The sequence below is a fragment of the Acinetobacter calcoaceticus DSM 30006 = CIP 81.8 genome, from assembly GCF_000368965.1.
GTDB lineage: Bacteria > Pseudomonadota > Gammaproteobacteria > Pseudomonadales > Moraxellaceae > Acinetobacter > Acinetobacter calcoaceticus.
In genome coordinates this window covers 107,507-131,722 of the sequence record NZ_KB849779.1, presented here as the reverse complement: position 1 = coordinate 131,722, position 24,216 = coordinate 107,507, and the positions used below count along the sequence as shown (strand labels likewise).

The window sequence follows — 24,216 nt, the reverse complement described above, 5'->3', positions numbered from 1 at the left end:
ACATGAGCAGTACTTTAAATACACGATTAATTTGGATTGATCTGGAAATGACCGGTTTAGATACCGATAATGACCAAATTATTGAAATCGCAACAATTATTACAGATGATAATTTAAATGTACTTGCCGAAGGTCCGGTCTTGGCTGTCCATCAACCTGATCGTATTTTAAATGCAATGGATGAGTGGAATACCCGCCAACATGGACAATCTGGGTTAGTTGAACGAGTTCGTCGTAGCAAATTGACAGCTCGTGATGCTGAGCTACAGACTTTAGAATTCCTAAAAAAATGGGTCAACCCAAAAGTTTCACCGATGTGCGGTAACTCGATTTGTCAGGATCGCCGTTTCTTACATCGTCTTATGCCTGAGCTAGAGCAATATTTCCATTATCGTAATCTTGATGTATCTACCGTAAAAGAACTTTCAAAACGCTGGCGCCCTGAAATTATGAGTGGTCTGAAAAAGAATGCATCGCATTTGGCAATGGATGATATTCGTGACTCAATTTCTGAGTTGAAATATTACCGTGAATACTTCTTTATTATGAATACTGATGGTAAAGATTGATTACGTTGTATATGTAATATGAAAGGGGGCTGCTGCCCCTTTTTTTATTGCTTAAAGGACATTGTTACAATAATGCCGAGAGCCTGATTTGGCTTTCATATTCATTTTGCTTAAAATGATGTTTTAAATTTTTATTATAAAAAGAGAGCATTTATGCAAAGTAATAACCCGATACTGACACGTGTTGAAACGGTCAGTGACTATAGTCAACCAATGACTGTGCAAGGTGCGATTCAAAAATCTGTTATGTTGACGGTCATTGCAGCGGCTGTGGGCATTGCTTTATTTTTCTACGCAGCTTTTACTGCAAATGTTGCTATTGCCTATGCGGGTGCTATTGTTGGTGCAATTGGTGGCCTGGTTTTAGCTTTGATTGCCACATTTAAACCGACAACTGCACCAACCTTAGCAATTCCATATGCTTTATTTGAAGGTGCATTTTTAGGCGGTATTTCTTTTACTTTTCAAATGAAGTACCCAGGTGTGCCTTTACAAGCATTACTTGCCACGTTCGTGACAACATTGGTGATGTTTGGCTTATATAAATTTCAGATTGTACGTGCAACAGAAAAATTTAAGTCAGTTGTGATATCTGCATCTCTGGCTATTTTTCTTGTGTTTATCGTGCAGATGATCATGCGCTTAGCCTTTGGTTCAAGCATTCCTTATATTTTTGAAAGTAACTGGTTAGGGATTGGTTTTGCTGCATTTATTGCTGTGATTGCGTCACTAAACCTGATTTTAGATTTCGATTTAATTGAAACCAACGCAGCTTATCGTGCTCCAAAATTTATGGAGTGGTTATGTGGAATTGCATTACTCTCAACTTTAGTTTGGATGTATATCTCTTTTTTACGTTTGATTGGTTTGTTATCTGACGACTAAAATTATATTCATTTAGAAGTCGCTCCTCATGAGGGGCGATTTTTTTTCGTGCGATTTTTGAAAAAAGATGCATTATGCAATTTCGAAAACCGTTGAATATTGGCATTATGCTTTAAATTGTTTTGAGTGAGATCGGCATGACACAAGGACTTTTAGCAGGTAAACGCTTTTTGATTGCAGGCGTTGCTAGTAAATTATCAATTGCTTTTGGTATTGCCCAAGCATTACACCGTGAAGGTGCAGAGCTTGCGTTTACTTATCCAAACGAAAAATTAAAAAAACGTGTGGATGAATTTGCTGAGCAATTCGGTTCTAAGCTTGTGTTCCCATGTGATGTTGCAGTTGATAGCGAAATTGACAATGCATTTGCAGAACTTGCAAAACATTGGGATGGTCTAGATGGTGTAGTTCACTCTATCGGCTTTGCTCCTGCACATACACTTGATGGTGATTTTACTGACGTGACTGACCGTGACGGTTTTAAAGTTGCTCATGACATCAGTGCATACAGCTTTATTGCGATGGCACGTGCTGCAAAACCATTACTACAAGCTCGCCAAGGTTGTTTATTGACTTTGACTTACCAAGGTTCTGAGCGCGTTATGCCTAACTATAACGTTATGGGCATGGCAAAAGCTTCTTTAGAAGCGGGTGTTCGCTACTTGGCATCAAGCTTAGGTGTTGACGGTATTCGTGTAAACGCGATTTCTGCGGGTCCAATCCGTACTTTGGCTGCTTCTGGTATTAAATCTTTCCGTAAAATGTTAGATGCTAATGAAAAAGTTGCACCGTTAAAGCGTAATGTAACCATTGACGAAGTGGGTAATGCAGCGCTTTTCCTTTGCTCACCATGGGCTTCAGGTATTACTGGTGAAATTCTATATGTAGATGCTGGCTTCAATACTGTTGGTATGAGCCAATCTATGATGGATGATGAATAAGTTTTAAAATTTATTCGGACATAAAAAAAGCCGTAGTTGAAGGACTACGGCTTTTTTACTGGGCGCAATTTATTGAGGAAGTTCTTTTACAGGTGAACCACCTAAAGCTTGCATGAGGGTGACATACGCGTTGTATTGGCTTTGTTTAGTTTCAACAAGGCTTAAGCGTGCAGTACGTGTAGTTTGCTGAGCATCAAGAAGTGTTTTTAATGCGACAGCACCATAACGATAACGGACTTCGGTTAAACGTTCAGTTTTTTCTGCAAGTTCAACATTACGCTCTTGTAACGCTACTTGTTTGTCGAGTTCTGTACGACTTGATAAAGCATTCTCGACATCAGCAAAAGCTTGATAAAGCGTCTGGCGATATTGAATAATCGCTTTTTCATAATCCAGATTGCTAATCGCAATATCCTTTTTCATATCGTTATATTGTAAAAACGGTAAGCTTAAACTTGCACCTAAAGTTAGGGCAGGGTTACGTAATAACTCCGTTAACGATGTACTGCTTGATCCCAAACTACTGGTTAAGCTAATCGATGGATAGTAGCTCGCCTTAGTAGCATCTTTAGTCGCGAGCGCTTTTTTCAAACGAAGCTCAGAGGCTTGTAAATCGGGACGGCGCGATAAAATATCGGCAGGTAAGCCCGCACCAATTGCTGGTAGTGCATTGCGTGGCAAACGTTTAGGCTCTTGAATGTTTAACTGTTGCAATGGTTCATGTAAGAGCACGGCAATGGCAGTCCGTGTTTCAACCAGTTGTTGCTCAATCTGGCTTAGGCTTGCTTTTTGGCTTTGTACAGATTGTTCTGCTTGAGTAAGATCTACACCTGAAACAGCACCAGCTTTATACTGAATCTGTACGAGTTGATATAGCTTTTGTGAGGTCGCCAGACTCTGCTGAGCAGTCGCATAACGTTCATTTAAATAACCGAGTTGCCAATACAATTTAGCCGTGGTTGCAATTAAACTTTGTCCAGTGGCTTGTAGGTCTTGTTCAGTCGCTAAAGCTTCCCATTTACTTGCTTCAGTTTGGCGTGCAAGCTTACCAAACAAATCAACTTCATAGCTTACGCCCGCACTCATTGATAGACCTTTAGCGCTGTCATCTCCCGAATTTAAATCAAAAGAATGCCCAGTTGAAACACTAGAGCTAGTACGTAAGCCTTGCTTGTTTGCTGTTAGGTCAGCTTGTAAACGTGCTTGTTTTAAGGTAATGCCTGCGACAGCTAAGTCACTGTTACGTTCTAATACATTGCTTACGAGCTGATTAAGCTGTGCATCACCAAAAAGTGTCCACCAACGGTCAGAATATTGATCGGCAGACATGGTTTTTGCTTTTGTGGCGTCATACTGAAAACTACCCGGAACTTGTACCGCAGGTGTTTCGTAAGGTGTTTTTACCACAGCAGCACATCCAACAAGAGAGCTTGTGAGGAGAAGTGCTGTGCTGAGTTTAGTCATAGAGAAAGACATGCAATTTTCCTTATTCTCGTGATAGTGCTGCAACTGGGTCGAGTTTTGCCGCATTCTTGGCTGGTAAGAAACCAAAAACGACACCAATCAGTGTTGAACACACAAATGCTGCAATAATAGAAGTGCTTGAATAAGCCACGCTAAAGTTACCGCCAGCAAATTTATTAATAAGTTGTCCAAGGCCAAGTGATAGTAAGACACCAAGCACACCACCAATTAAACAGACTAAAATTGCTTCAATAAGAAATTGCTGCAAAATATCACTTTGACGTGCGCCTACAGCCATACGTACACCAATTTCCTGAGTACGTTCAGTCACAGAAACCAGCATAATATTCATAACCCCGATACCACCAACGACCAGTGAAATTACGGCAATTGCTGAAACCAGAAGGGTCATCGTGCTGGTCGTTTTCTCGATGGTTTGACGGATACTGTCACTGTTCATAGTGAAAATATCTTGTGCACCATGGCGCTGGGTTAATAAGTTTACAATCGCATTTTCTGCGGCAGTAGTTGAATATTTGTCATTAATACGAACCACGATATTGCGGACATTGGACTGACCTAGCATACGGCTCATTACGGTTGTATAAGGCATATAGACATTTAAGGTATCATCAGATCCCATGCCGCTTGTTTGCGGTTCTACAACCCCGATAATACGTGCTGGTACACTACCGAGTAGTACTACTTGACCAATTGGATTGCTACCATCGCCAAAGAATTGTTTTTGCGTATTGGTATCAATCACCACATCTTGTGAGCGATCACGAACACTACGTTGATCAAAAGTTTGCCCATCTTTAAAGACTAAACCTTTTACATCGAAATAGTCGTTACTCACCCCATTAATGGTCGCATTTGCTTCATTTTGTTGGTAACGCATTGTTTTTGAAGTGCTGACGATTGGACTTACAGCACTTACATAAGGTTGGGTTATTAACGCATCAGCATCGGCAGGGACTAAGGTTTTAAAACTTGCAGTTTTAGAATTATCACCAAAACCACGACCCTGAAACACCGTAATCGTATTTGTTCCCAGACTACTAATGTTGCTTAAAATTTGCTGTTGAGAACCTTTACCTAGAGCGACCACGGTAACAACAGATGCAATACCAATAATGATGCCAAGCATGGTTAAAAAAGTACGCATGCGATGGGCATTCATAGACAGTAAAGCCATTTGGAAGGCTTCAGATAAACGATCTAAAGTTGAACGCCATGCGGAAATACTTTTGCCTTTCTTCTGTTTACCTTGTAAAGCAGGAGCGGCATCAGGATCAGACTTGATTGGTTCGGCTGCTTGATCTGGAACATTAGGACGGTCACTAATAATTTCTCCGTCACTAATTTCGATAATACGAGTCGCATTTTTTGCAACTTGCATATCATGTGTCACCAGAATAATAGTGTGACCAGCAGCATTGAGTTCACGCAAAATACGCATAACTTCAACGCCACTATGTGAGTCGAGTGCTCCTGTTGGTTCATCCGCAAGGATAACGTCACCACCATTCATGAGGGCACGAGCAATAGAAACACGTTGCTGCTGGCCACCAGAAAGCTGACTTGGTCGATTGAGTGTTTTAGTGCCTAACCCTAATTCGGTAAGTAGAGCTGTTGCGCGTTGTTTACGCTCAGAAGGCGTAACACCTGCATAAACTGCTGGAACCTCAACGTTGCCTTCAGCTGATAAGTCACCAAGTAAATGGTAGCGCTGGAAAATAAAACCAAAATATTCACGGCGTAATCGAGCGAGCTGATCTGGCTCTAACTTACCAGTCTCTTGCCCACTGACCTTATAACTACCACTGGTAGGGCGGTCTAAGCAGCCCAAAATGTTCATGAGCGTTGACTTACCCGAACCAGACTGGCCGACAATGGCAACCAGTTCGCCTTCATAAATGGTAAGGTCAATCCCTTTTAAAATTTGTATTGTGCTTTCGCCAGCAGGGAATTCCCGGACCAGATTGCTGACTTCAAGCAGAGCTTGTTTTGTCATGCTTACATTCCCATTGGGCCACTACGGCGACGGTTATTACTACTATTTGCTGATGCCGCAGAAGTGTCTGCACTATCAGCAATGACAACTTGATCACCTTGTTTTAAGCCCGCAAGAACTTGTGCATTTACACGGTTGTTAATACCAACCAAAATTTGAGTTGGTTTAGTTGTGCCATCGGCTTGTAATATGCGTACAACACTTAAAGTTAATTTACCTTGTTCAATTAACTGTTTTTGCTCAGCAGTTAGGTTAAGACGCTCTAAACGAGCTCCATTTCCTTGAGATTTTTTAGCTGCTTCAGGTGTAGAGCTTGCTTTATCAGAAGACTGACCTGATTTTCTTTGACCTGAAAATTGTTTAGAGCTAAGCGCTGAAGAAGGAACGAGCAGGGCATTTTTAGCTGAATTTAAAACGATATAAACTTGAGCAGTCATATCAATACGCAATTTACCATCGGTATTTGGCACATCAAATAGGGCATTATAGTAAACAGCTGAACTCGTTGTTGAGCTTGTCGTACTTGTTGATTCGCTAGAAATTGAATCTGGAGCCGGCTCAATTTGACGTAAGGTTGCGTAACGCTTAGTGTCTTCACCTAAGGTAGTGAAATAAACCTGTTGGCCTTTCTCAACTTTCATAATGTCAGCTTCACTGACTTGTGCCTTAATCGTCATATTTTGTAATTTTGCAATTTTGACAATTGTTGGCGCACTTTGGTTTGCGTTTACCGTTTGACCTTCTTCCGTCACAATTGCGACAACCGTACCATTAGTTGGAGCAAGAATACGTGTATAACCAATATTGGTTTGCGCCGTAGATCTAGTCACTTTTGCAGATTCAATTTGCGCATCTAATGCTTTGATTTGTGCTTGAGCTGTTTTATAGCTTGCTTCAGCCGATTCTAGATCTGCGCGTGGTGTTGCATCTTGCGCATACATTTGTTGCTGACGGCGGTATTCAAGTTGTTTTTCATTCAAAGAAGCAACTTGTTGAAGGCGCTGTGCTTCTAAATTTTTAATATTCGCATCAGAAGTTTTTAAACTATTTTCTTGTGTGGTTGAATCAATTTGCGCAATAAGTTGACCTTGCTTAACCTGATCGCCTAGTTGTACATACATCTTTTTAACCTGACCAGATACCTGTGCACCGACACTAATCAGTTTGGTTGCATCAAGTGTACCCGTTGCAAGTACATTATTTTCAATATCCCCGCGTGTTACCTCGGCAGTAATATATTGTGGCTGCTGCTGTTTTGGCTTGAAAAACTTCCAAGCTAATACAGCAATAATTACTATACAGACGATGATAATAACAAGTTTGATTGGCTTTATTTTTGGCATGGTGAGAGGTCGAAAAGTTTAAAATTTAATTTAGTATAAAAGCGAAATGAGGATAAAACGTGAATTTTTATGATATTTCCGGAATGATGAAAAATGATTCAGCCGAATTATTGTATAAATAGTGTTTTTCCACATAATTCAGCAATCGCTTGCTGCATTAAATGTTCTGCATTTTCATTCGACATTCCTTTAATTGCTGCATCAATTTGCAATAGAAGGGTAGACCAGCCTAAAAACTGTTGTGGATTTAGCCTTCTTAAGGCTTGTTGATATAGACCAACCTTTGTTTTCCATATACCAAGCTGTAGGGCATTATGAGGTTGTTCAAACAATTGCATCAACAAGCGCATTTCTTTACTTAAAGTCCATAAAATCAGACTATCTGGTTCGCCTGCTGCAATTAAATATTGAAAAATCTTAATAGATTGGCCGAGGTTGCCTTCTAATAACGCATCACTTAAATCATAAGTGGTATAACGAGATTGATCTTGTAAACAAGCATACAATTGCTCAATCTGAATAAGCTTCTGATCTGGGAAAGTATCTCTTACACGCATCAAGCTATTTTTAGCAGCTAATAAGTTGTGCTCATGATGTTGCATTAACCATTGCCAAGCATCGTTGTCGAGCTGGATCTCAAGCTTTTCGGCTTCTACGTTTAAAATACGTTGACGGTCTTGCGGATAATTTGCTGTTAGGGCAACAACAACGCCGTTTGCTTCCACAACTTGAAAAAAAGCAGATTTTAAGCTGCTACTATCTTGTTTGGGTAATACAATTAACAGCAGGTTATGTTCGTTATTTTGGATATAACTTTTGAGTTGTTTTAAACCATTTGCATCAGGTTTGATGTTGCCATGTACTTCAATAGCAAGCTGTTGAGAAAATAAAGATAAACTATTAAGTGCATTAAAGACATTTTTCCAGTCACTCACGCTACTAATATCATAGCGCTGTCTTTCAACCTCTTGTTGCTGCCAGCTTTTTCGAAAAGCATCTAGTAAATTTTGTTCTAATAAGGGCTCTTGCCCATGCAAAATCCACGCACCCCGAGCTTCCGAAGTGCGTTTTAAAGCTTGTAAATAGTCAATTTTCATTAATAGTAGAAATACAGATTAAGGCTGAGCTTTTGGTAAACGATTTGCTGAAATCTGACGAGTAATCTGTTGTGCAATATCATCAATCACAATACGTTGTAAGTAACTTTCTTGCTGATTTTCAGTGTTGACTGTTGCCAAATCATATTGGTAACTACGAGATGCAGTTAATGAGCGTGGTTCAGTAATTTTATTACCCTGACGATCTTCAATCTGGAAGGTTACCGTTAAGCGTAATAACACTTCTGTCAGTTTCCCATTTAAAAGCTGACGACGTGGCGTGTACTCTAAAACACGAAGTACATACGCATCATTATCATTGCTGAATTGAACACCATTGGCAGCCAAATACACTTTTAACTGCGTTTCCAAATCATCAGTTTTAGCTGGTAACTCAAGGCTTAACTTTTTATAAACAAGCGGAGTCGCAGTCGGGTTGGTTCCTTTTAAATGAAATCCACACCCGACTAAGCCTGCACTAAGGCCTAAGGTTAAAACAACAGCGGCTAAACGTTTGGCTAAGTGCATGCTTGATCCTCTCATTAATAACTTTAATTAAACCACGAGGTTAACTAGTTTATTTGGAACCACAATTTCTTTTTTTGTTGGTCCGGTTAAGAATTGTTGAACTTCTGGTAGAGCTTTAGCTTGAGCTAATAGATCTTCCTTAGAAATATCAACAGAAACTTCAAGTTTACCGCGAAGTTTACCGTTAACCTGTACAACAATCGTTTGCGTATTACGTGTTAACGCAGAAGTATCGACTTCAGGGAACGTTGCTGCTGTAACATCTGTACCAAATTGAGCCAATAAAGTTTGGCTTAAATGTGGTGCAAACGGTTCGAGCAAAGTTAATAGTGTTGTGATCGCTTCACGTTCTACAGCAATGTCGTTGTCATCTTTTGCTTCAAACTTGTTGCTCGCATTTAATAACTCCATTAAAGCAGCAATAGCAGTATTGAATGCATGACGACGTTCAATATCATCACTTACCTTTTGAATGGTTTCATGTGTTTTACGACGTAAATCTTGAGCATCTTTAGACAAGTTTGCAGTATCGATTGTAGAAGTTGAGTTTCCTTTTTCAAGGAAGCCTGCTACAAGACGCCATACACGTTTCAAGAAACGGTTTGCACCTTCAACACCTGCATCAGACCATTCTAAAGATTGATCTGGTGGAGCAGCAAACATCATGAATACACGAGCAGTATCTGCACCGTATTGATCAATAATCGCTTGCGGGTCGATACCGTTGTTTTTCGACTTAGACATTTTTTCTTGTCCGCCGATCACAACTTCTTGGCCATCACCTGAGTATTTTGCAGAAAGAATACGACCTTTTTCATCGCGTTCTAGCTCAATATCAGCAGGGTTAAACCAAGTTTTCTTACCATTTTCTGCTTCACGGTAGAAGGTATCTGCAAGCACCATGCCTTGAGTTAACAAGTTGGTAAATGGTTCATTACCTTGTACAACGCCTTCGTCACGCATTAATTTGTGGAAGAAGCGTGCATAAAGTAAGTGAAGAATAGCGTGCTCAACACCACCAATGTATTGGTTCACAGGAAGCCAGTTTTGAGCAGCTTCAGGTTTAACCATACCACCAGTAAAGTCTGGAGAAGCATAACGTGCGTAGTACCAAGATGACTCTACGAACGTATCTAAAGTATCTGTTTCACGACGTGCATCGCCGCCACAACAAGGACATTTAGTTTCATAGAATTCAGGCATTTTATTAAGCAGGTTGCCTGAACCATCTGGTACAACGTCTGTTGGTAATACAACAGGCAGCTGATCTTCAGGTACTGTGACTTGACCACAAGTATCACAGTTAATCATTGGAATTGGACAACCCCAGTAACGTTGACGAGATACACCCCAGTCACGTAAACGGAATTGAACTTTAGAATTTGCTAAATTTTGTGGTTCTAATTTTGCAAGGAATGCATCAAAAGCAGCTTGGAATTCTAAACCGTCAAACTCGCCAGAGTTAACAAGTTTACCTTCTTTAGAACCGTACCATTCTTGCCACTGGGTTGCAGAGTAGTCTGCATCGTCAGCGCCTTTAGCATCAATGACTTGCTTGATTGATAAATTAAACTTGTTAGCAAATTCAAAATCACGTTCGTCATGTGCAGGCACAGCCATAACAGCGCCAGAGCCATAAGACATTAATACGTAGTTTGCAATCCAAACAGGAAGCTCTTCACCAGTTACAGGATGTTTTACAAACAAGCCTGTTGCCATGCCTTTTTTCTCGGCTGTTGCCAAGTCCGCTTCTGCAACTGAGCCCATGCGGCATTCTTCAATGAATGCAGCCAATTCAGGGTTAGTTTCAGCAGCTTTAAGCGCAAGGGGGTGTTCTGCTGCAACTGCAACATAAGTCACACCCATTAAAGTGTCAGCACGAGTTGTATAAACAGTTAAACCGTCAGCATAAATTTCAGTATTGGCAGATGGGAACGTAATTTCCATGCCAGTAGAGCGACCAATCCAGTTACGTTGCATGGTCAACACTTGTTGAGGCCAGCCATCTTGTAGGGTGTCAAGATCGTCTAATAATTCTTGTGCATAGTCCGTAATACGGAAGTAGTACATTGGAATGTCGCGTTTTTCAACCAATGCACCTGAGCGCCAGCCACGACCATTTTCAACTTGTTCGTTTGCCAAAACTGTTTGGTCAACCGGATCCCAGTTTACTGTTGAAAGTTTACGATAGATCAGGCCTTTTTTATAAAGCTGAACAAATAACCATTGTTCCCAGTGATAATACTCTGGTGTACAAGTCGCGAACTCGCGATCCCAGTCTACAGATAGACCCAATTTTTTTAATTGGTCACGCATGTAGGCAATGTTTTCAAATGTCCATTTTGCCGGAGCAACTTTATGGGCAATTGCTGCATTTTCAGCAGGTAAACCGAATGCATCCCAACCCATAGGTTGTAGCACAGTTTCACCTTTTAAACGGTAAAAACGGCTAATAACATCGCCAATTGTATAGTTACGCACATGCCCCATATGCAGCTTGCCGCTTGGGTAAGGAAACATTGACAGGATGTAGCGATGTTTACCTTCGACAGTGTCGGCAACTTTAAAGACTTTACGATTTTCCCAATCTTGTTGAACTGATGGTTCAATCGTGTTTGCTTGATATTCGGGGTCAATGTGAGAAATAGTCATAGACGTAAGCTATACAACGAAAATTGAAATGAAAGATTGCTGCACAGCATAGCGCAAAATAACAGGAAATGTCAGTTTTTAGATCAGGATTTTATCTTTTAATATGAGCAATAAACATTTCTCAATCTATTCTTCATTTTAAATAATAGAAGAGTAGTGAAAATATTCACCACTCTCATTTTGGTTATCGTGCTGCTGCGGATGGGGCGAGTGGAACTGGTACAGCGGGTACACCTTTTTCCTGTTCTACGTTAGCTGTTTCTTGCACTACTTTATCTGTTTTATCCGGAGGTTGTTGTTCTGAGGTGGGTGTCGAATTTTTTACGGATGGTTGGCTGCCGTAAGTTGAAACTTTGTTCAAATGTTTTGCACTCTTAGGTGGCGAAGTCGTGGTGTAATGTGTAGAGCCACTTTTATCCATCCATTTATAATATTGCTGTGCCTGACTTTGACTTGGGCAAATTAAAATTACTGTTGTTACTGCTGTATATAAGCTTGTTTTTAAATAAGATAAATTCATATTGGATCTTCCCCAAAAAGCTGACTATATTTAAATAAAGTTTATAAATAAGCAATTTACAATGTATGGTTTTATATAAAAAAGAATAATCATTATTTAATAAATAGGGATTGAAACTACCAAATTTACGATTTAATTTTAGATTAAAAAAGAAGCAGCTAAAAAATTTTATGGAAAAACTTTTTCTTTAATCTTGACTTTAGTGAATTAAACAACAAAAATGCTTCCTTTAGTTTTATATGCGATTATTTGATCACCCTTCGAATAACCGTCATGTTTTGTAATAGACATTCTCTCTAGCCGAGAGATTGATTTTACTTAAAGTATGTATATCCAGACATGCTTTATTAATGTTAAAAAAGCTTATACGGCTGAAAAACAGAAATTTTTCTATTGCAACGAAAACTAGACAATATGTGTGCTATAACAGTGCAGACAATTCAATGAATGAAACACTATTTGTGCCTTCCATAAATAGTGATAAAGATTTTAGGGTGAATCACGTTGGAACTTTTATCTGGTGGTGAAATGCTCGTTCGTGCTCTTGCGGACGAAGGCGTTGAACATGTTTTTGGTTATCCAGGCGGCGCTGTATTACATATTTATGATGCGCTATTTCAACAAGACAAAATTAATCATTACCTCGTACGTCATGAACAAGCTGCTGGTCATATGGCAGATGCTTACTCACGTGCTACAGGTAAGACTGGCGTAGTACTGGTCACTTCTGGACCTGGCGCAACTAATACTGTGACCCCAATTGCAACAGCTTATATGGACTCAATCCCAATGGTGATTTTGTCTGGCCAGGTTGCATCACATCTTATTGGTGAAGACGCTTTCCAGGAAACTGATATGGTGGGTATTTCACGTCCTATCGTGAAACACAGCTTCCAAGTTCGTCACGCAAGTGAAATTCCTGCAATTATCAAAAAAGCATTTTATATTGCCTCAAGTGGCCGTCCTGGCCCAGTTGTAGTCGATATTCCAAAAGATGCGACAAATCCTGCGGAAAAATTTGCGTACGAATATCCTGAAAAAGTGAAGATGCGTTCTTATCAGCCACCTTCACGTGGTCATTCTGGTCAAATTCGCAAAGCGATTGATGAACTTTTAAGTGCAAAACGCCCTGTAATTTATACTGGTGGCGGTGTTGTTCAAGGTAATGCATCTGCATTATTGACTGAGTTGGCTCATTTGTTGGGCTACCCAGTGACAAATACACTTATGGGTCTTGGTGGCTTCCCTGGCGATGATCCACAGTTTGTGGGCATGTTGGGTATGCACGGTACTTATGAAGCAAACATGGCGATGCATAATGCTGACGTCATTCTTGCAATTGGTGCACGTTTTGATGACCGAGTAACCAATAATCCTGCAAAATTCTGTGTGAATGCCAAAGTTATTCATATTGATATTGATCCGGCGAGCATTTCAAAAACGATCATGGCGCACATTCCGATTGTAGGGGCGGTTGAGCCTGTACTTCAGGAAATGTTGACGCAATTGAAACAGTTGAATGTTTGTAAGCCTAACCCTGAAGCAATTGCTGCATGGTGGGATCAAATTAATGAATGGCGTAAAGTTCATGGTTTGAAGTATGAAACACTGGCTGATGGCACAATGAAGCCACAGCAAGTTGTTGAAGCTTTATATAAAGCGACCAATGGTGATGCCATCATTACTTCGGATGTGGGCCAACACCAAATGTTTGGTGCGTTGTACTACAAGTACAAACGTCCACGTCAATGGATTAACTCAGGCGGATTAGGCACCATGGGCGTAGGTTTACCTTATGCAATGGCGGCTAAGTTAGCTTTCCCTGATCAACAGGTAGTTTGTATTACCGGTGAAGCTTCAATTCAGATGTGTATTCAGGAGCTTTCAACTTGTAAGCAATACGGTATGAATGTGAAGATCTTGTGTTTGAATAACCGTGCTTTAGGTATGGTTAAACAATGGCAAGATATGAACTATGAAGGCCGTCACTCAAGCTCATATGTTGAATCATTACCTGATTTTGGCAAGTTAATGGAAGCATATGGTCATGTTGGTATCCAAATTGATCATGCTGATGAACTAGAGTCGAAGCTTGCTGAAGCAATGGCAATTAATGATAAATGTGTATTCATTAATGTCATGGTTGATCGTACAGAACATGTTTATCCAATGCTGATCGCAGGTCAGTCAATGAAGGATATGTGGTTAGGTAAAGGGGAGCGTACATAATGAGACATATTATTTCTGTACTCGTTGAAAACGAAGCTGGTGCGCTTTCTCGTTTGGTGGGTTTGTTCAGTCAACGTAACTACAACATTGAAACGTTGAATGTAGCTCCAACCGAAGACCCAACTTTATCACGTCTGACGTTAACTACTTATGGCGATGACCATAAGATTGAACAGATTACAAAGCAGCTCAACAAACTTGTTGAAGTTGTAAAAGTAGTAGATTTATCAGAAGGTTCACATATTGAGCGTGAACTGATGTTGATTAAAGTAAAAGCTTTAGGTGCTTCACGTGCTGAAATTAAGCGAACAGCGGATATTTTCCGTGCGCAAATTGTAGACGTGACACCAACTACCTATACCATTCAAATAGCAGGGACAACTGAAAAATTAGATGGTTTTATCGATGCGCTTGCAGAAAACACTATTCTAGAAGTCGTTCGTTCAGGTGTATCTGGTATCGCCCGTGGCGAAAAAGTATTAGCCATTTAATTTTTTAAAAGTATTTTAGCGGAGAACACAAATGCAAATTTTTTACGATAAAGACTGTGACTTATCAATCATCCAAGGCAAGAAAGTAGCGATTGTTGGTTACGGCTCTCAAGGTCATGCTCATGCACTTAACCTTAAAGACTCAGGCGTAGACGTAACTGTAGGTTTACGTGCAGATTCAGCTTCTTGGAAGAAAGCTGAAAATGCTGGTCTTAAAGTTGCAGAAGTTCCTGCTGCTGTTAAGCAAGCTGACCTCGTAATGATTTTGACTCCAGATGAATTCCAATCACAACTTTACCGTGACGTGATTGAGCCAAACATCAAAGAAGGCGCAACTTTAGCATTTGCTCATGGTTTCTCAATTCTTTATAACCAAGTTGTTCCACGTAAAGACTTAGATGTAATCATGGTTGCTCCGAAAGCACCTGGTCACACAGTTCGTTCAGAATACCAACGTGGTTCAGGTGTTCCTGACCTAATTGCAATTCACCAAGATGCTTCTGGTAATGCACGTAACGTTGCTCTTTCTTATGCTTCAGGTGTAGGTGGCGGCCGTACTGGTATTATCGAAACTTCATTCCGTGAAGAAACTGAAACTGACTTATTCGGTGAGCAAGCAGTTCTTTGTGGTGGTGCGGTTGAACTCGTGAAAATGGGCTTCGAAACTTTAGTTGAAGCTGGTTATGCACCAGAAATGGCTTACTTCGAATGTTTACACGAACTTAAATTGATCGTTGACTTGATGTTCGAAGGCGGTATCGCTGACATGAACTACTCAGTATCTAACAATGCTGAGTATGGCGAATATGTAACTGGTACTGAAGTAATTAACGAACAGTCTCGTGAAGCAATGCGTAATGCATTGAAACGTATTCAATCTGGCGAATACGCGAAGATGTTCATTCAAGAGGGTGCATTAAACTACCCATCTATGACTGCTCGTCGTCGTCAAAATGCTGCGCATGGTATTGAAGTAACTGGTAATAAGTTACGTTCAATGATGCCATGGATTCAAGCAAACAAAATCGTAGACAAAGAAAAGAACTAATTTTCTTTTTCTAAAGCTTCAAAAGAACCCTGCACTAAGCAGGGTTCTTTTTTTATACTATTTTTGTTTGAATATGAAAAGAGTCATTGAAATAACTCAATTGGATTAAAGAAATTCTATATTTTTCATATAATTGGCTGCTTAATTTTTGGTTACTCTATTGATTTATAAAGTAAAAAATACTTGACCAAAAGATAGATAATGTTATTGTTTATAACTGACTGAATAAGTCAAATTTACTAAATTTTTTAACATGTTTAATTGTATTTTGGGCAATGAGTTGAACAAAATAAAAAAAAGTATTGAATAATCATGGAAGTCCAATATGGGTCATGTTGATTACGATAGCACATTGATCGTCGGCTCTTTTATTGCAGCTGGCATCATTTGCTTTCTTGTAATTTCCATGGAACAATTAATATTCAAGCAAATCTATAAAAAGTTTGAGTTTTTAATTTTATTTATCAATGGATTATTGCTGGCATCAGCAATTAGCATTGTTCATATTATTGGTATACAAGCTTATCATCTGTTTGAAACAGTCAACTCAAATATTCCTTTAATTACCGTTTCATTTGCCATTAGTGCTTTGCTATCGTGCATCGCCATGTGGTTGACTTCACGTTTTACGCTACCTTTATTCCGGCTCATTTTAAGTTCTATTATTATGGGAATCGGAATTTCAGCTTCATATTACATTAGTATGTTGGGCTGGAATATTAATATCTACAAAAAAGATTACACCTCTTTCTTGCTATTATTTTCTGTATTAATTGCGATGAGCGGTTCAGGGCTGGCATTTTTATTAGCCTATAAATTAAAAGATACCGAACGTCATCGTCTAACTTTGAAAATCGCATTTTCGGTAATGATGACCTTAAGTATTATGGGAATGCACTATACAGCGCTCATTGCGACGAATATTACTGATAAATTTATTAGCCAATATCAGGCTGAACATGACCTATTATTATTTACGATTATCTTGGTCACGTGTCTGGTACTGGTCGCAAGTTTTATTGTCGCGATGTTGGAACAGCGCCTCACTCAACAAAATTTAGAGTTGCGTAAGGCAAATAAAGAATTAGCTAATCTTTCTATACAAGATAATTTAACTAAACTACCAAACCGTCTTTACTTAGTTGATTATGCAGAAGTATTACTTTCAGATCATCGCTATAAAGACCAGAAAATTGCTTTTTTATATATTGATTTAGATCGGTTTAAATCGGTTAACGATGCTTTTGGACATCATGTCGGTGATCAATTACTCATTCAAATGGCGAACCGTTTGCATTGGCAACTCAATGAAAAATGTAAGCTACTTAGAATTGGTGGTGATGAGTTTTTGCTTATTGCAGAAAATACAAATGCAGACGAAGCAGTTGTTTTATCCGAGAAAGTTTTACAACTGATTCAGGAAAGTTATCAAATTTCTGGCAAGGAAATTAATATTTCTGCAAGTTTGGGTGTGGCGCTATTTCCTGAGCATGGACAGAATGTTCAGGACTTACTCATGAACGCTGATGCCGCCATGCTCATGTCTAAAGAGCAAGGCCGAAATACGTATACCATCTTTAGTTATTCAACCCATCAACAAGAAACGAGAAGTCAGTCGAAACTGATCAATGATCTTTATAAAGCCGTAGAAGAAAAACAGTTCATCTTATATTACCAACCAAAATTTAATACCAATCTTGAAGTTTGTGGAGTTGAGGCATTAATCCGTTGGAATCACCCAGCTTTAGGAATACTTACTCCGCATATGTTCATTGAAGGTGCGGAAAAAACGGGTTTGATCATTCCAATGGGATATTGGGCGCTTGAGCAAGCTTGCCTGCAAATTCAGGAGTGGGAGCGCAGTAACACGCCATTTTATCCAGTCGCTGTGAACTTATCGGCACTACAATTTGAAAATAAAAAGTTATTTAGTACACTCGAAGCATTATTAAAAAAATATCAAATTCAACCTCATCACTTAATTGTTGAGATTACTGAATCAACTGCAATGCGGCATATAGACTTGAGTATCCGAGCTTGTGAGCGATTACGTGACATGGGAATTCGTGTTGCCATTGATGATTTTGGAACAGGGCATTCGAGCTTCTTATATTTAAAAGATTTGCCCGTAGATGAGCTGAAAATTGACCGTGGCTTTATTGTTGATTTAAAACCGGGTTCAAAAGAAGAAGTTATTCTAGAAAGTATTATTCATTTAGCGAAAAAGTTAGGTTTAACCGTAACGGCAGAAGGGGTCGAAACTCAGCAGCAGGTTGAGATTTTAACCCGTTTAGGCTGTCAGCAATTCCAAGGTTATTTATTGGGAATGCCTGTTCAAGTTGATCAACTCATTGAGTCCCAAGGCGCTCATTTTGCTTAGTCTTAATGGATAGATTAAGCTACTCCAATTTTTAAACGACTGATGACCGATTTCTTAATAAATTTTCAATTAAAACTATTTGATTGTATATAATATTTAAAATAATAATTTATTTAATCTAATGAAAAACAATAAGAAATTTAAAAACTTGTTATAAATTCCACATTGACACTTCTAAACTCTCAGATTAAGCTTTGCAAGCTGGCCTACATTGCCAGCCGGTTTTAGCAGACCGCATAGTAAGAGCATCAGATTATTCCTTCTGAGGAGTAGTCTTATGTTATCAATCGTCCCTCGCTTGTTGCGGTAGGGCGAGTGAGGGACACCTTCGGGTGTGCTGATTCTTACTATCAGTCTGCTAACCCTTGCTCGTTCTGCCACCATAATTCTAAATTAATGCTTTGGCAGAACTCCCAATATAAAGGAGTTGGCTATGCATTCTATTTTTATACCTCCAGACTAGTCTTTAGCGCGGTTTGATGACCTTTGGGTTTTCAAGCATTAGCTCGTCACGACCAAAAAAATCATATCAACAATAAAACTTGAGATGCGCTGAGGCAGTCTTTCGAGGGCCTTTGCATGCCTTTTTTTGCTTAAAACAAGAGCCTAGGCAGTTTTATCTCATTGAGACACAACAAGAACTTATTTTTATAACGGTAAAACTATGCAACATTTAGATCTCCCATTTCGTGCTTTAAGCGTGCTTCATTCTGCAAGATATCTCTTTAATAATTATGGTTTTCACAAAGTTGGGGTAGACCGAATTATTGAAGCAGCAAAACTCCCCAAAGCTACCTTTTATAATTACTTTTACTCAAAAGAAAGACTCATTGAAATGAGCTTAGCCTTTCAAAAAGATGGTTTAAAAGAAGAGGTGCTTTCAATCATTTATGTTCAGAAAGACTTAACCGTAATTGAAAAACTCCGCAAAATTTACTTCTTACATGCAGATTTAGAAGGCCTTTATCATCTGCTATTTAAAGCCATTTTTGAAATTGAAAAGCTTTACCCAAAGGCCTATCAAGTAGTGGTTGAGTACAGAAACTGGCTCATTAGCGAGATTTATAGGCTGCTTTTAACAAAGAGCTCAGAGGCCTCAAAAGAAGATGCACATATGTTTTTATTTGTGGTAGATGGGGCTATGGTTCAGCTTTTAGGTGAAAATAGTGTGGATGATAGAGATGTATTATTGGAGTATTTCTTAAAGAATATCTTGGTGGATTAATAATATATTAACGTGCAGGGTTATACACAGTAAAAATGTAGTTATTCTTAATAAACCGCTGATTAAAACTCATTAAATTTATATAGATTATAAAATTAAAATAAATAAAATGAGAGCAGCTCCTGTGGTTAAACCAGCAGGGGCTTTGCTTTTGTAGGGGTGTAACAATAATTTAGATAGATTTTATTAATAGAGCTGTAATTCATGCTCTACTCGTTTTTTAATGATATTTTAATTCTTCTACAAAACACCTAAAACTATTAAATTGATATATTAAGCGGCGGAACACGCTTGAGTTTCCTCAAAATTAATAAGCTTTGTTATATAAGACCATGTTTGTTCAGAATTAATTTTTGATTTATTTATTGTGCCATCAATAATGATGCCATCAATAATATTAAGGAAAAGACTGGTAAGTGTATGGGCATCTTTGATTTCTAATTCTACACATGTTGAGAAAACCAATTTGTAAATCCATTCTCTATATTTATTAACCTGATCTTTAATAGATGGGTACAATTGTAGAACTTCAATGGTGGCTTTTTTAAATAAACAACCATTGAAATCATCTGCATTAATCCAGTCGATATACCAGTTGAAAATGCTTTTAAGTCTAATTAACGGATTGTTAATATTATTAATTTTTCCTAATATTGAAGATTGGATTTCTAAATTTCTTTCATGAAGGCACTCTTCAATTAAGTTTTCTTTAGAAGAAAAGTACTTATAAAAAGTCATTTTTGCCACATTGGACTCAGCAATAATCTTATCAACACCAACAGATGTATAGCTTTTCTGGTTAAAAAGGGATGTTGCTGTTGTTATAATATTTTCTCTTTTTGTCATCGGGTTCACCGTCGCGAATATTTTTGATTAACTTTGCTATTGTAAGTGTTAAAGCTTAAATAAAACTTATTTTATAATATTTAAAAAACTATATTTATTCAATAGTTTGGTTAATCTTAAAAAATAATATTTTATATATTTGGTTGGCAATAATTTACTTTTTTAAATATTATTAATTAATCCATTGATTTGTTGAGTTAATAGACATAATATCAGGTTGTTAAGGAAGGGTATATGGATTTTATTTTAGCAATTGAATGCAAATTGAAATAAGGGAATCCCCCGCTTAACTATAAGAAAAAACTTTTTATTGAGAATGATTATGTCAAAAAAATTTGAAGATTTTAATAATCCAAGACAAAAAGCATTGCAGGGGATGAGAAATAGTATTCCTGCAAAACAATGGGATGAAAATTTAAATTTTCTCAAACAGTTAAGAAATAAAATTGCAGAATTACCAGTTTGTAAACATCCTGCAATCGAAATGTTAAATCATGGATATCTAGATAAGGATACTTTAACTCATATTCATTTAGAATATCGTCATGCAATTGTACAGATTTTTACTGATGCTTTATTACAAGCGCAGTTCCAAACAAAACAACTGGAACCAAAACTCCATTCTGGAGCTAAAATGTTTCCACGGGTATTATTAAGTTTAAATGTACTTGATGAATTCGGTTTTAGACCGGGATTGGGTAAAGATGATTATTATTTGGGGAATCCTGAATATGCTCATTATCCATTGTATGAAGATTTACTTAATGATTATGGTTTGACAGAGGCTGATCGTCGTAATTATAAACCATCAAAAGCCGCAGATCAGGTCCGTTCATTCTTAGAATCTTCTTATGATAGTTATATCAATGTAGTTGCATTGTTAGCAGTTGCCGAAGAAGAGGTTATTCTTTTTAGTCCTCCATTACGTGAAGCGACTAAATTTGTGAATATCGATGTTGAAGGCGGTGGATATTACCATGTGCATGGTGTATCTACTGATGAAACGTCTGAGGCCGCTGATGATGACCATCAGGATGACCTCTGGTTTACCTTAGCGCAAGCGATTACAAAAGATGATTATGAAGGCTTAACCAAGCTATGTATTGATTATTGTGCTTTATGGAATGAGTTCTGGGATGTACAAATTGCCGATGTCCAATTTATTGAAGAAAAGAAACTGGCATAAGATATTCCGCTAAGTACTAAAAAAGCCCATCCACAATCGGATGGGCTTTTTTGATTGTAAAATCTCTAATGAACGAAGTTGTATTCTCAAAAAATGTTCAAAAATCTTATGAGTGACTGATGGCATATCAACAATCATTAAACAGTTCTATAAATCTGCTACAATTACGCCAATTTTTATTTTGATCGACTTTAGATCTTTGGCACTGCAATCTCCGCAGTAGGTGTATTTCATGAGTTTTAAAGATGAGTTAGCGGCACAGGTTGCTCAACGCCGCACATTTGCCATCATTTCCCACCCCGATGCCGGTAAAACCACCATGACAGAGAAATTACTGTTATGGGGTAAAGCAATTCAGGTTGCAGGGATGGTAAAAAGCCGTAAATCTGACCGCGCAGCTACATCTGACTGGATGGAAATGGAAAAAGAGCGTGGAATTTCTATTACCACGTCTGTTATGCAGTTCCCATATAAAGGTCATACCATTAACTTACTCGATACACCGGGACATGAAGATTTCTCGGAAGATACGTATCGTACCTTGACCGCAGTTGACTCAGCGTTAATGGTGATTGATGGTGCAAAAGGTGTCGAAGAACGTACCATCAAATTGATGGAAGTGTGTCGTATGCGTGACACGCCTATCATTTCATTCGTAAACAAGATGGACCGTGAGATTCGTGAGCCACTTGAGTTACTTGATGAAATTGAAAATGTCCTCAATATTCGCTGTGTACCTATTACATGGCCATTAGGAATGGGCCGTGATTTTGCTGGTGTATACAACATTATTGAAAATAAATTGTATGTCTATAAAGCAGGTTTTGGTTCAACCATTACAGATATTGAAGTACGTGATGGCTATGATCATGCTGATATTCGTGAAAAAGTAGGTGATTTGGCTTGGGCATCTTTTGAAGAGTCGCTTGAGCTCGTACAAATGGCGAATGAGCCATTAGACCGCGAATTATTTTTACAAGGTAAACAAACTCCGGTTCTATTTGGTACGGCATTAGGCAACTTTGGTGTTGACCATGTACTAGATGCTTTCATGGGCTGGGCACCTGAACCTAAAGCGCACCCTACACAAGAGCGTGTAGTTGACGCGAAAGAAGAAGGTTTTTCTGGTTTTGTATTTAAAATTCAAGCCAACATGGACCCGAAACACCGTGACCGTATTGCCTTCATGCGTATTTGCTCTGGTAAATATGAAAAAGGTTTAAAGATGAACCACGTGCGTCTTGGTAAAGATGTCCGCATTAGTGATGCTTTGACATTCCTTGCTGGTGAGCGTGAACATTTAGAAGAAGCATGGCCGGGCGATATTATTGGTTTACATAACCATGGCACGATTCAAATTGGTGATACTTTCACAAGTGGTGAAAATCTGCACTTCACAGGTATTCCTCACTTTGCACCAGAGATGTTCCGTCGTGTGCGTTTAAGAGATCCATTGAAGTCAAAACAATTGCAAAAAGGTTTGAAAGAGTTGTCTGAAGAAGGGGCGACTCAGGTATTTATGCCGCAAATCAGCAATGACTTGATTGTTGGGGCGGTAGGTGTGCTCCAGTTTGACGTGGTTGCGTATCGTTTGAAAGAAGAATATAAGGTTGACTGTGTTTATGAGCCTGTAAGCGTTAATACAGTTCGCTGGATTCATTGTGATGACGAAAAAATTCTGAATGAATTTAAGAAGAAAGCACATGACCAACTTTCTATCGATGGCGGCGGACACTTAACGTATCTTGCTCCAAGCCGAGTGAACTTGCAGATTATGCAAGAGCGTTGGCCTGATATTCAGTTCCGTAACACACGTGAACACTGATCATTTTAATGTGACAAACAGCTTCGAATAGAAGCTGTTTTGTTTTGAAAAATAAAAAAGGATGATGAAATGAACTTGAGTAAAAAGACAATTATTGCGCTGGTGGTTGCAGTCATAACATTAATTTCTGCTATTTCTATTTTTGTCTGGAAAAGCTCTCAGTCTTCATCCTCTTCTCAAACGAAACTAGCCGGTACACAAACTCAAAATATTGAAAAAGCTGAAGTACTGCCATTTCTCAACTTACAACAAGTAAAAGCCGATTATGCTTTGCCATTTTGTGAGAAGAAAAATTGTATAGATGTTGATATTCAAACGATAAAGACTCAAGACGCATGGTTAAATGAATGGATCGCCAAAAGTCAGGCTAAAGTGATTCAAGATCAAATTGATTTGAAAAAAGACTTAAGCTTGCAGCAGGCGATTAATGCCTATGTAAAAAAGTCTGATGAGTGGCAAGATAAATATTCAAAGAATCGGGCTTATGAATTGCATCTTCATACACGTATTGCTTCGCAGCGTAATCAATATGTTTTATTGCAATTGGGGCTTGATACCAAGCAAGAAGAGCTGACGATTAAAGATCGTTATTACTTTTTCGTGGCCGACCGAAAATTGCATAAAAGTTTAAGTTTATTAGATGTTTTAAAAAAAGATCAGCAAACAGCTATGCATCAAATGGTGCAGGTAGCCTATCAAGACTGGTTAAAAAAGCAGACTGTTGAAATAAAAAAAGAAGCACCAAAAACTTTATATTGGGGGCAAGCGGATTGGTTCTTTGATGGTGAAGGCATTGGACTGCATTATCAGGCAAACCAAATTACTAAAGAGGCACCACAGCTCGATATTTATTTATCTACAGAACAAACAAAAAAAATATTACAACCCGAGGTTTATGAACAAATGTTTTAAGATGGTAGCAGAATTTGCAACCTCTATTTATATGCGCTAATTTCTTAGAAAAGGCACT

Annotated in this window: 19 protein-coding genes; 11 read left to right on the top strand and 8 right to left on the bottom strand. The window is 38.5% G+C overall.

Going from position 1 to position 24,216, the window contains the following annotated elements; genetic code table 11:
• Nucleotides 1-2 precede the first annotated feature (2 nt).
• The 3 genes from orn to F936_RS02990 all read left to right on the top strand — a co-directional run bounded on the left by orn (nt 3) and on the right by F936_RS02990 (nt 2,395).
• Nucleotides 3-569 carry an oligoribonuclease gene (gene orn, locus F936_RS03000; RefSeq protein ID WP_003654932.1) on the top strand — a complete coding sequence of 189 codons (567 nt, stop codon included), beginning with the start codon at nt 3-5 and terminating at the stop codon, nt 567-569.
• A gap of 153 nt (nt 570-722) precedes the next feature.
• A complete protein-coding gene (locus F936_RS02995) occupies nt 723-1,454 on the top strand; it encodes a Bax inhibitor-1/YccA family protein (RefSeq protein WP_004641163.1) in 732 nt (243 codons plus the stop codon).
• A gap of 137 nt (nt 1,455-1,591) precedes the next feature.
• Nucleotides 1,592-2,395, top strand: a complete 804-nt coding sequence (locus tag F936_RS02990; RefSeq protein WP_003654938.1) for an enoyl-ACP reductase FabI — start codon at nt 1,592-1,594, stop codon at nt 2,393-2,395.
• A 69-nt stretch (nt 2,396-2,464) separates the two neighbouring features.
• Here F936_RS02990 and F936_RS02985 read toward each other — a convergent pair whose 3' ends face one another.
• The 7 genes from F936_RS02985 to F936_RS02955 all read right to left on the bottom strand — a co-directional run bounded on the left by F936_RS02985 (nt 2,465) and on the right by F936_RS02955 (nt 12,016).
• A complete protein-coding gene (locus tag F936_RS02985) occupies nt 2,465-3,859 on the bottom strand; it encodes an efflux transporter outer membrane subunit (RefSeq protein WP_080592999.1) in 1,395 nt (464 codons plus the stop codon).
• A gap of 22 nt (nt 3,860-3,881) precedes the next feature.
• Nucleotides 3,882-5,876, bottom strand: a complete 1,995-nt coding sequence (locus tag F936_RS02980) for a MacB family efflux pump subunit (RefSeq protein ID WP_005044812.1) — start codon at nt 5,874-5,876, stop codon at nt 3,882-3,884.
• A gap of 2 nt (nt 5,877-5,878) precedes the next feature.
• Nucleotides 5,879-7,219 carry a MacA family efflux pump subunit gene (locus F936_RS02975; protein ID WP_005044810.1) on the bottom strand — a complete coding sequence of 447 codons (1,341 nt, stop codon included), beginning with the start codon at nt 7,217-7,219 and terminating at the stop codon, nt 5,879-5,881.
• A gap of 107 nt (nt 7,220-7,326) precedes the next feature.
• Complete coding sequence (holA, locus tag F936_RS02970) at nt 7,327-8,316, bottom strand: DNA polymerase III subunit delta (RefSeq protein WP_003654944.1); 990 nt, start codon at nt 8,314-8,316, stop codon at nt 7,327-7,329.
• 18 nt (nt 8,317-8,334) lie between these two features.
• Nucleotides 8,335-8,844 carry an LPS-assembly lipoprotein LptE gene (locus tag F936_RS02965; RefSeq protein WP_003654946.1) on the bottom strand — a complete coding sequence of 170 codons (510 nt, stop codon included), beginning with the start codon at nt 8,842-8,844 and terminating at the stop codon, nt 8,335-8,337.
• A 27-nt stretch (nt 8,845-8,871) separates the two neighbouring features.
• A complete protein-coding gene (leuS, locus tag F936_RS02960; protein WP_005044807.1) occupies nt 8,872-11,496 on the bottom strand; it encodes a leucine--tRNA ligase in 2,625 nt (874 codons plus the stop codon).
• Between the two features lie 184 nt (nt 11,497-11,680).
• Nucleotides 11,681-12,016 carry a DUF4124 domain-containing protein gene (locus tag F936_RS02955; protein WP_005044806.1) on the bottom strand — a complete coding sequence of 112 codons (336 nt, stop codon included), beginning with the start codon at nt 12,014-12,016 and terminating at the stop codon, nt 11,681-11,683.
• Between the two features lie 504 nt (nt 12,017-12,520).
• Here F936_RS02955 and F936_RS02950 point away from each other — a divergent pair.
• From F936_RS02950 to F936_RS02930, 5 genes are all read left to right on the top strand, one after another.
• Nucleotides 12,521-14,245, top strand: a complete 1,725-nt coding sequence (locus tag F936_RS02950) for an acetolactate synthase 3 large subunit (protein WP_005044804.1) — start codon at nt 12,521-12,523, stop codon at nt 14,243-14,245.
• Nucleotides 14,245-14,736, top strand: a complete 492-nt coding sequence (gene ilvN / locus F936_RS02945; RefSeq protein WP_001215920.1) for an acetolactate synthase small subunit — start codon at nt 14,245-14,247, stop codon at nt 14,734-14,736. The genes F936_RS02950 and ilvN overlap by 1 nt, the downstream gene beginning before the upstream one ends.
• Before the next feature lie 31 nt (nt 14,737-14,767).
• The gene (gene ilvC, locus F936_RS02940; RefSeq protein ID WP_004641176.1) at nt 14,768-15,784 is read left to right on the top strand and encodes a ketol-acid reductoisomerase; all 1,017 of its coding nucleotides are present in this window, start codon (nt 14,768-14,770) and stop codon (nt 15,782-15,784) included.
• A gap of 325 nt (nt 15,785-16,109) precedes the next feature.
• Nucleotides 16,110-18,164, top strand: coding sequence for a bifunctional diguanylate cyclase/phosphodiesterase (locus F936_RS02935; protein ID WP_005044802.1), 2,055 nt, complete (start codon nt 16,110-16,112; stop codon nt 18,162-18,164).
• A gap of 664 nt (nt 18,165-18,828) precedes the next feature.
• On the top strand, nt 18,829-19,389 hold the full coding sequence (locus F936_RS02930; protein WP_005044800.1) for a TetR/AcrR family transcriptional regulator: 561 nt from the start codon (nt 18,829-18,831) through the stop codon (nt 19,387-19,389).
• A gap of 273 nt (nt 19,390-19,662) precedes the next feature.
• Here the strand turns inward: F936_RS02930 and F936_RS02925 are convergent, their stop codons facing one another.
• A complete protein-coding gene (locus F936_RS02925; RefSeq protein WP_003654962.1) occupies nt 19,663-20,235 on the bottom strand; it encodes a TetR/AcrR family transcriptional regulator in 573 nt (190 codons plus the stop codon).
• A gap of 322 nt (nt 20,236-20,557) precedes the next feature.
• Between F936_RS02925 and F936_RS02920 the strand changes: the two genes are divergently transcribed.
• The 3 genes from F936_RS02920 to F936_RS02910 all read left to right on the top strand — a co-directional run bounded on the left by F936_RS02920 (nt 20,558) and on the right by F936_RS02910 (nt 24,158).
• Nucleotides 20,558-21,421 (top strand): heme oxygenase-like domain-containing protein, encoded by an 864-nt coding sequence (locus tag F936_RS02920; protein ID WP_004641184.1) that lies wholly within the window; start codon nt 20,558-20,560, stop codon nt 21,419-21,421.
• A 232-nt stretch (nt 21,422-21,653) separates the two neighbouring features.
• Entirely contained in the window at nt 21,654-23,246 is a 1,593-nt protein-coding gene (locus F936_RS02915) for a peptide chain release factor 3 (protein ID WP_005044796.1), read from the top strand.
• 69 nt (nt 23,247-23,315) lie between these two features.
• Nucleotides 23,316-24,158, top strand: a complete 843-nt coding sequence (locus F936_RS02910; protein ID WP_005044794.1) for a hypothetical protein — start codon at nt 23,316-23,318, stop codon at nt 24,156-24,158.
• The last annotated feature ends 58 nt before the right edge of the window (nt 24,159-24,216 follow it).

Coding starts and splice junctions, on each gene's coding strand:
- orn (WP_003654932.1), top strand. CDS start 3: ATGAGCAGTACTTTAAATACACGATTAATTTGGATTGATCTGGAAATG.
- F936_RS02995 (WP_004641163.1), top strand. CDS start 723: ATGCAAAGTAATAACCCGATACTGACACGTGTTGAAACGGTCAGTGAC.
- F936_RS02990 (WP_003654938.1), top strand. CDS start 1,592: ATGACACAAGGACTTTTAGCAGGTAAACGCTTTTTGATTGCAGGCGTT.
- F936_RS02985 (WP_080592999.1), bottom strand. CDS start 3,859: ATGACTAAACTCAGCACAGCACTTCTCCTCACAAGCTCTCTTGTTGGA.
- F936_RS02980 (WP_005044812.1), bottom strand. CDS start 5,876: ATGACAAAACAAGCTCTGCTTGAAGTCAGCAATCTGGTCCGGGAATTC.
- F936_RS02975 (WP_005044810.1), bottom strand. CDS start 7,219: ATGCCAAAAATAAAGCCAATCAAACTTGTTATTATCATCGTCTGTATA.
- holA (WP_003654944.1), bottom strand. CDS start 8,316: ATGAAAATTGACTATTTACAAGCTTTAAAACGCACTTCGGAAGCTCGG.
- F936_RS02965 (WP_003654946.1), bottom strand. CDS start 8,844: ATGCACTTAGCCAAACGTTTAGCCGCTGTTGTTTTAACCTTAGGCCTT.
- leuS (WP_005044807.1), bottom strand. CDS start 11,496: ATGACTATTTCTCACATTGACCCCGAATATCAAGCAAACACGATTGAA.
- F936_RS02955 (WP_005044806.1), bottom strand. CDS start 12,016: ATGAATTTATCTTATTTAAAAACAAGCTTATATACAGCAGTAACAACA.
- ilvN (WP_001215920.1), top strand. CDS start 14,245: ATGAGACATATTATTTCTGTACTCGTTGAAAACGAAGCTGGTGCGCTT.
- ilvC (WP_004641176.1), top strand. CDS start 14,768: ATGCAAATTTTTTACGATAAAGACTGTGACTTATCAATCATCCAAGGC.
- F936_RS02935 (WP_005044802.1), top strand. CDS start 16,110: ATGGGTCATGTTGATTACGATAGCACATTGATCGTCGGCTCTTTTATT.
- F936_RS02930 (WP_005044800.1), top strand. CDS start 18,829: ATGCAACATTTAGATCTCCCATTTCGTGCTTTAAGCGTGCTTCATTCT.
- F936_RS02925 (WP_003654962.1), bottom strand. CDS start 20,235: ATGACAAAAAGAGAAAATATTATAACAACAGCAACATCCCTTTTTAAC.
- F936_RS02920 (WP_004641184.1), top strand. CDS start 20,558: ATGTCAAAAAAATTTGAAGATTTTAATAATCCAAGACAAAAAGCATTG.
- F936_RS02915 (WP_005044796.1), top strand. CDS start 21,654: ATGAGTTTTAAAGATGAGTTAGCGGCACAGGTTGCTCAACGCCGCACA.
- F936_RS02910 (WP_005044794.1), top strand. CDS start 23,316: ATGAACTTGAGTAAAAAGACAATTATTGCGCTGGTGGTTGCAGTCATA.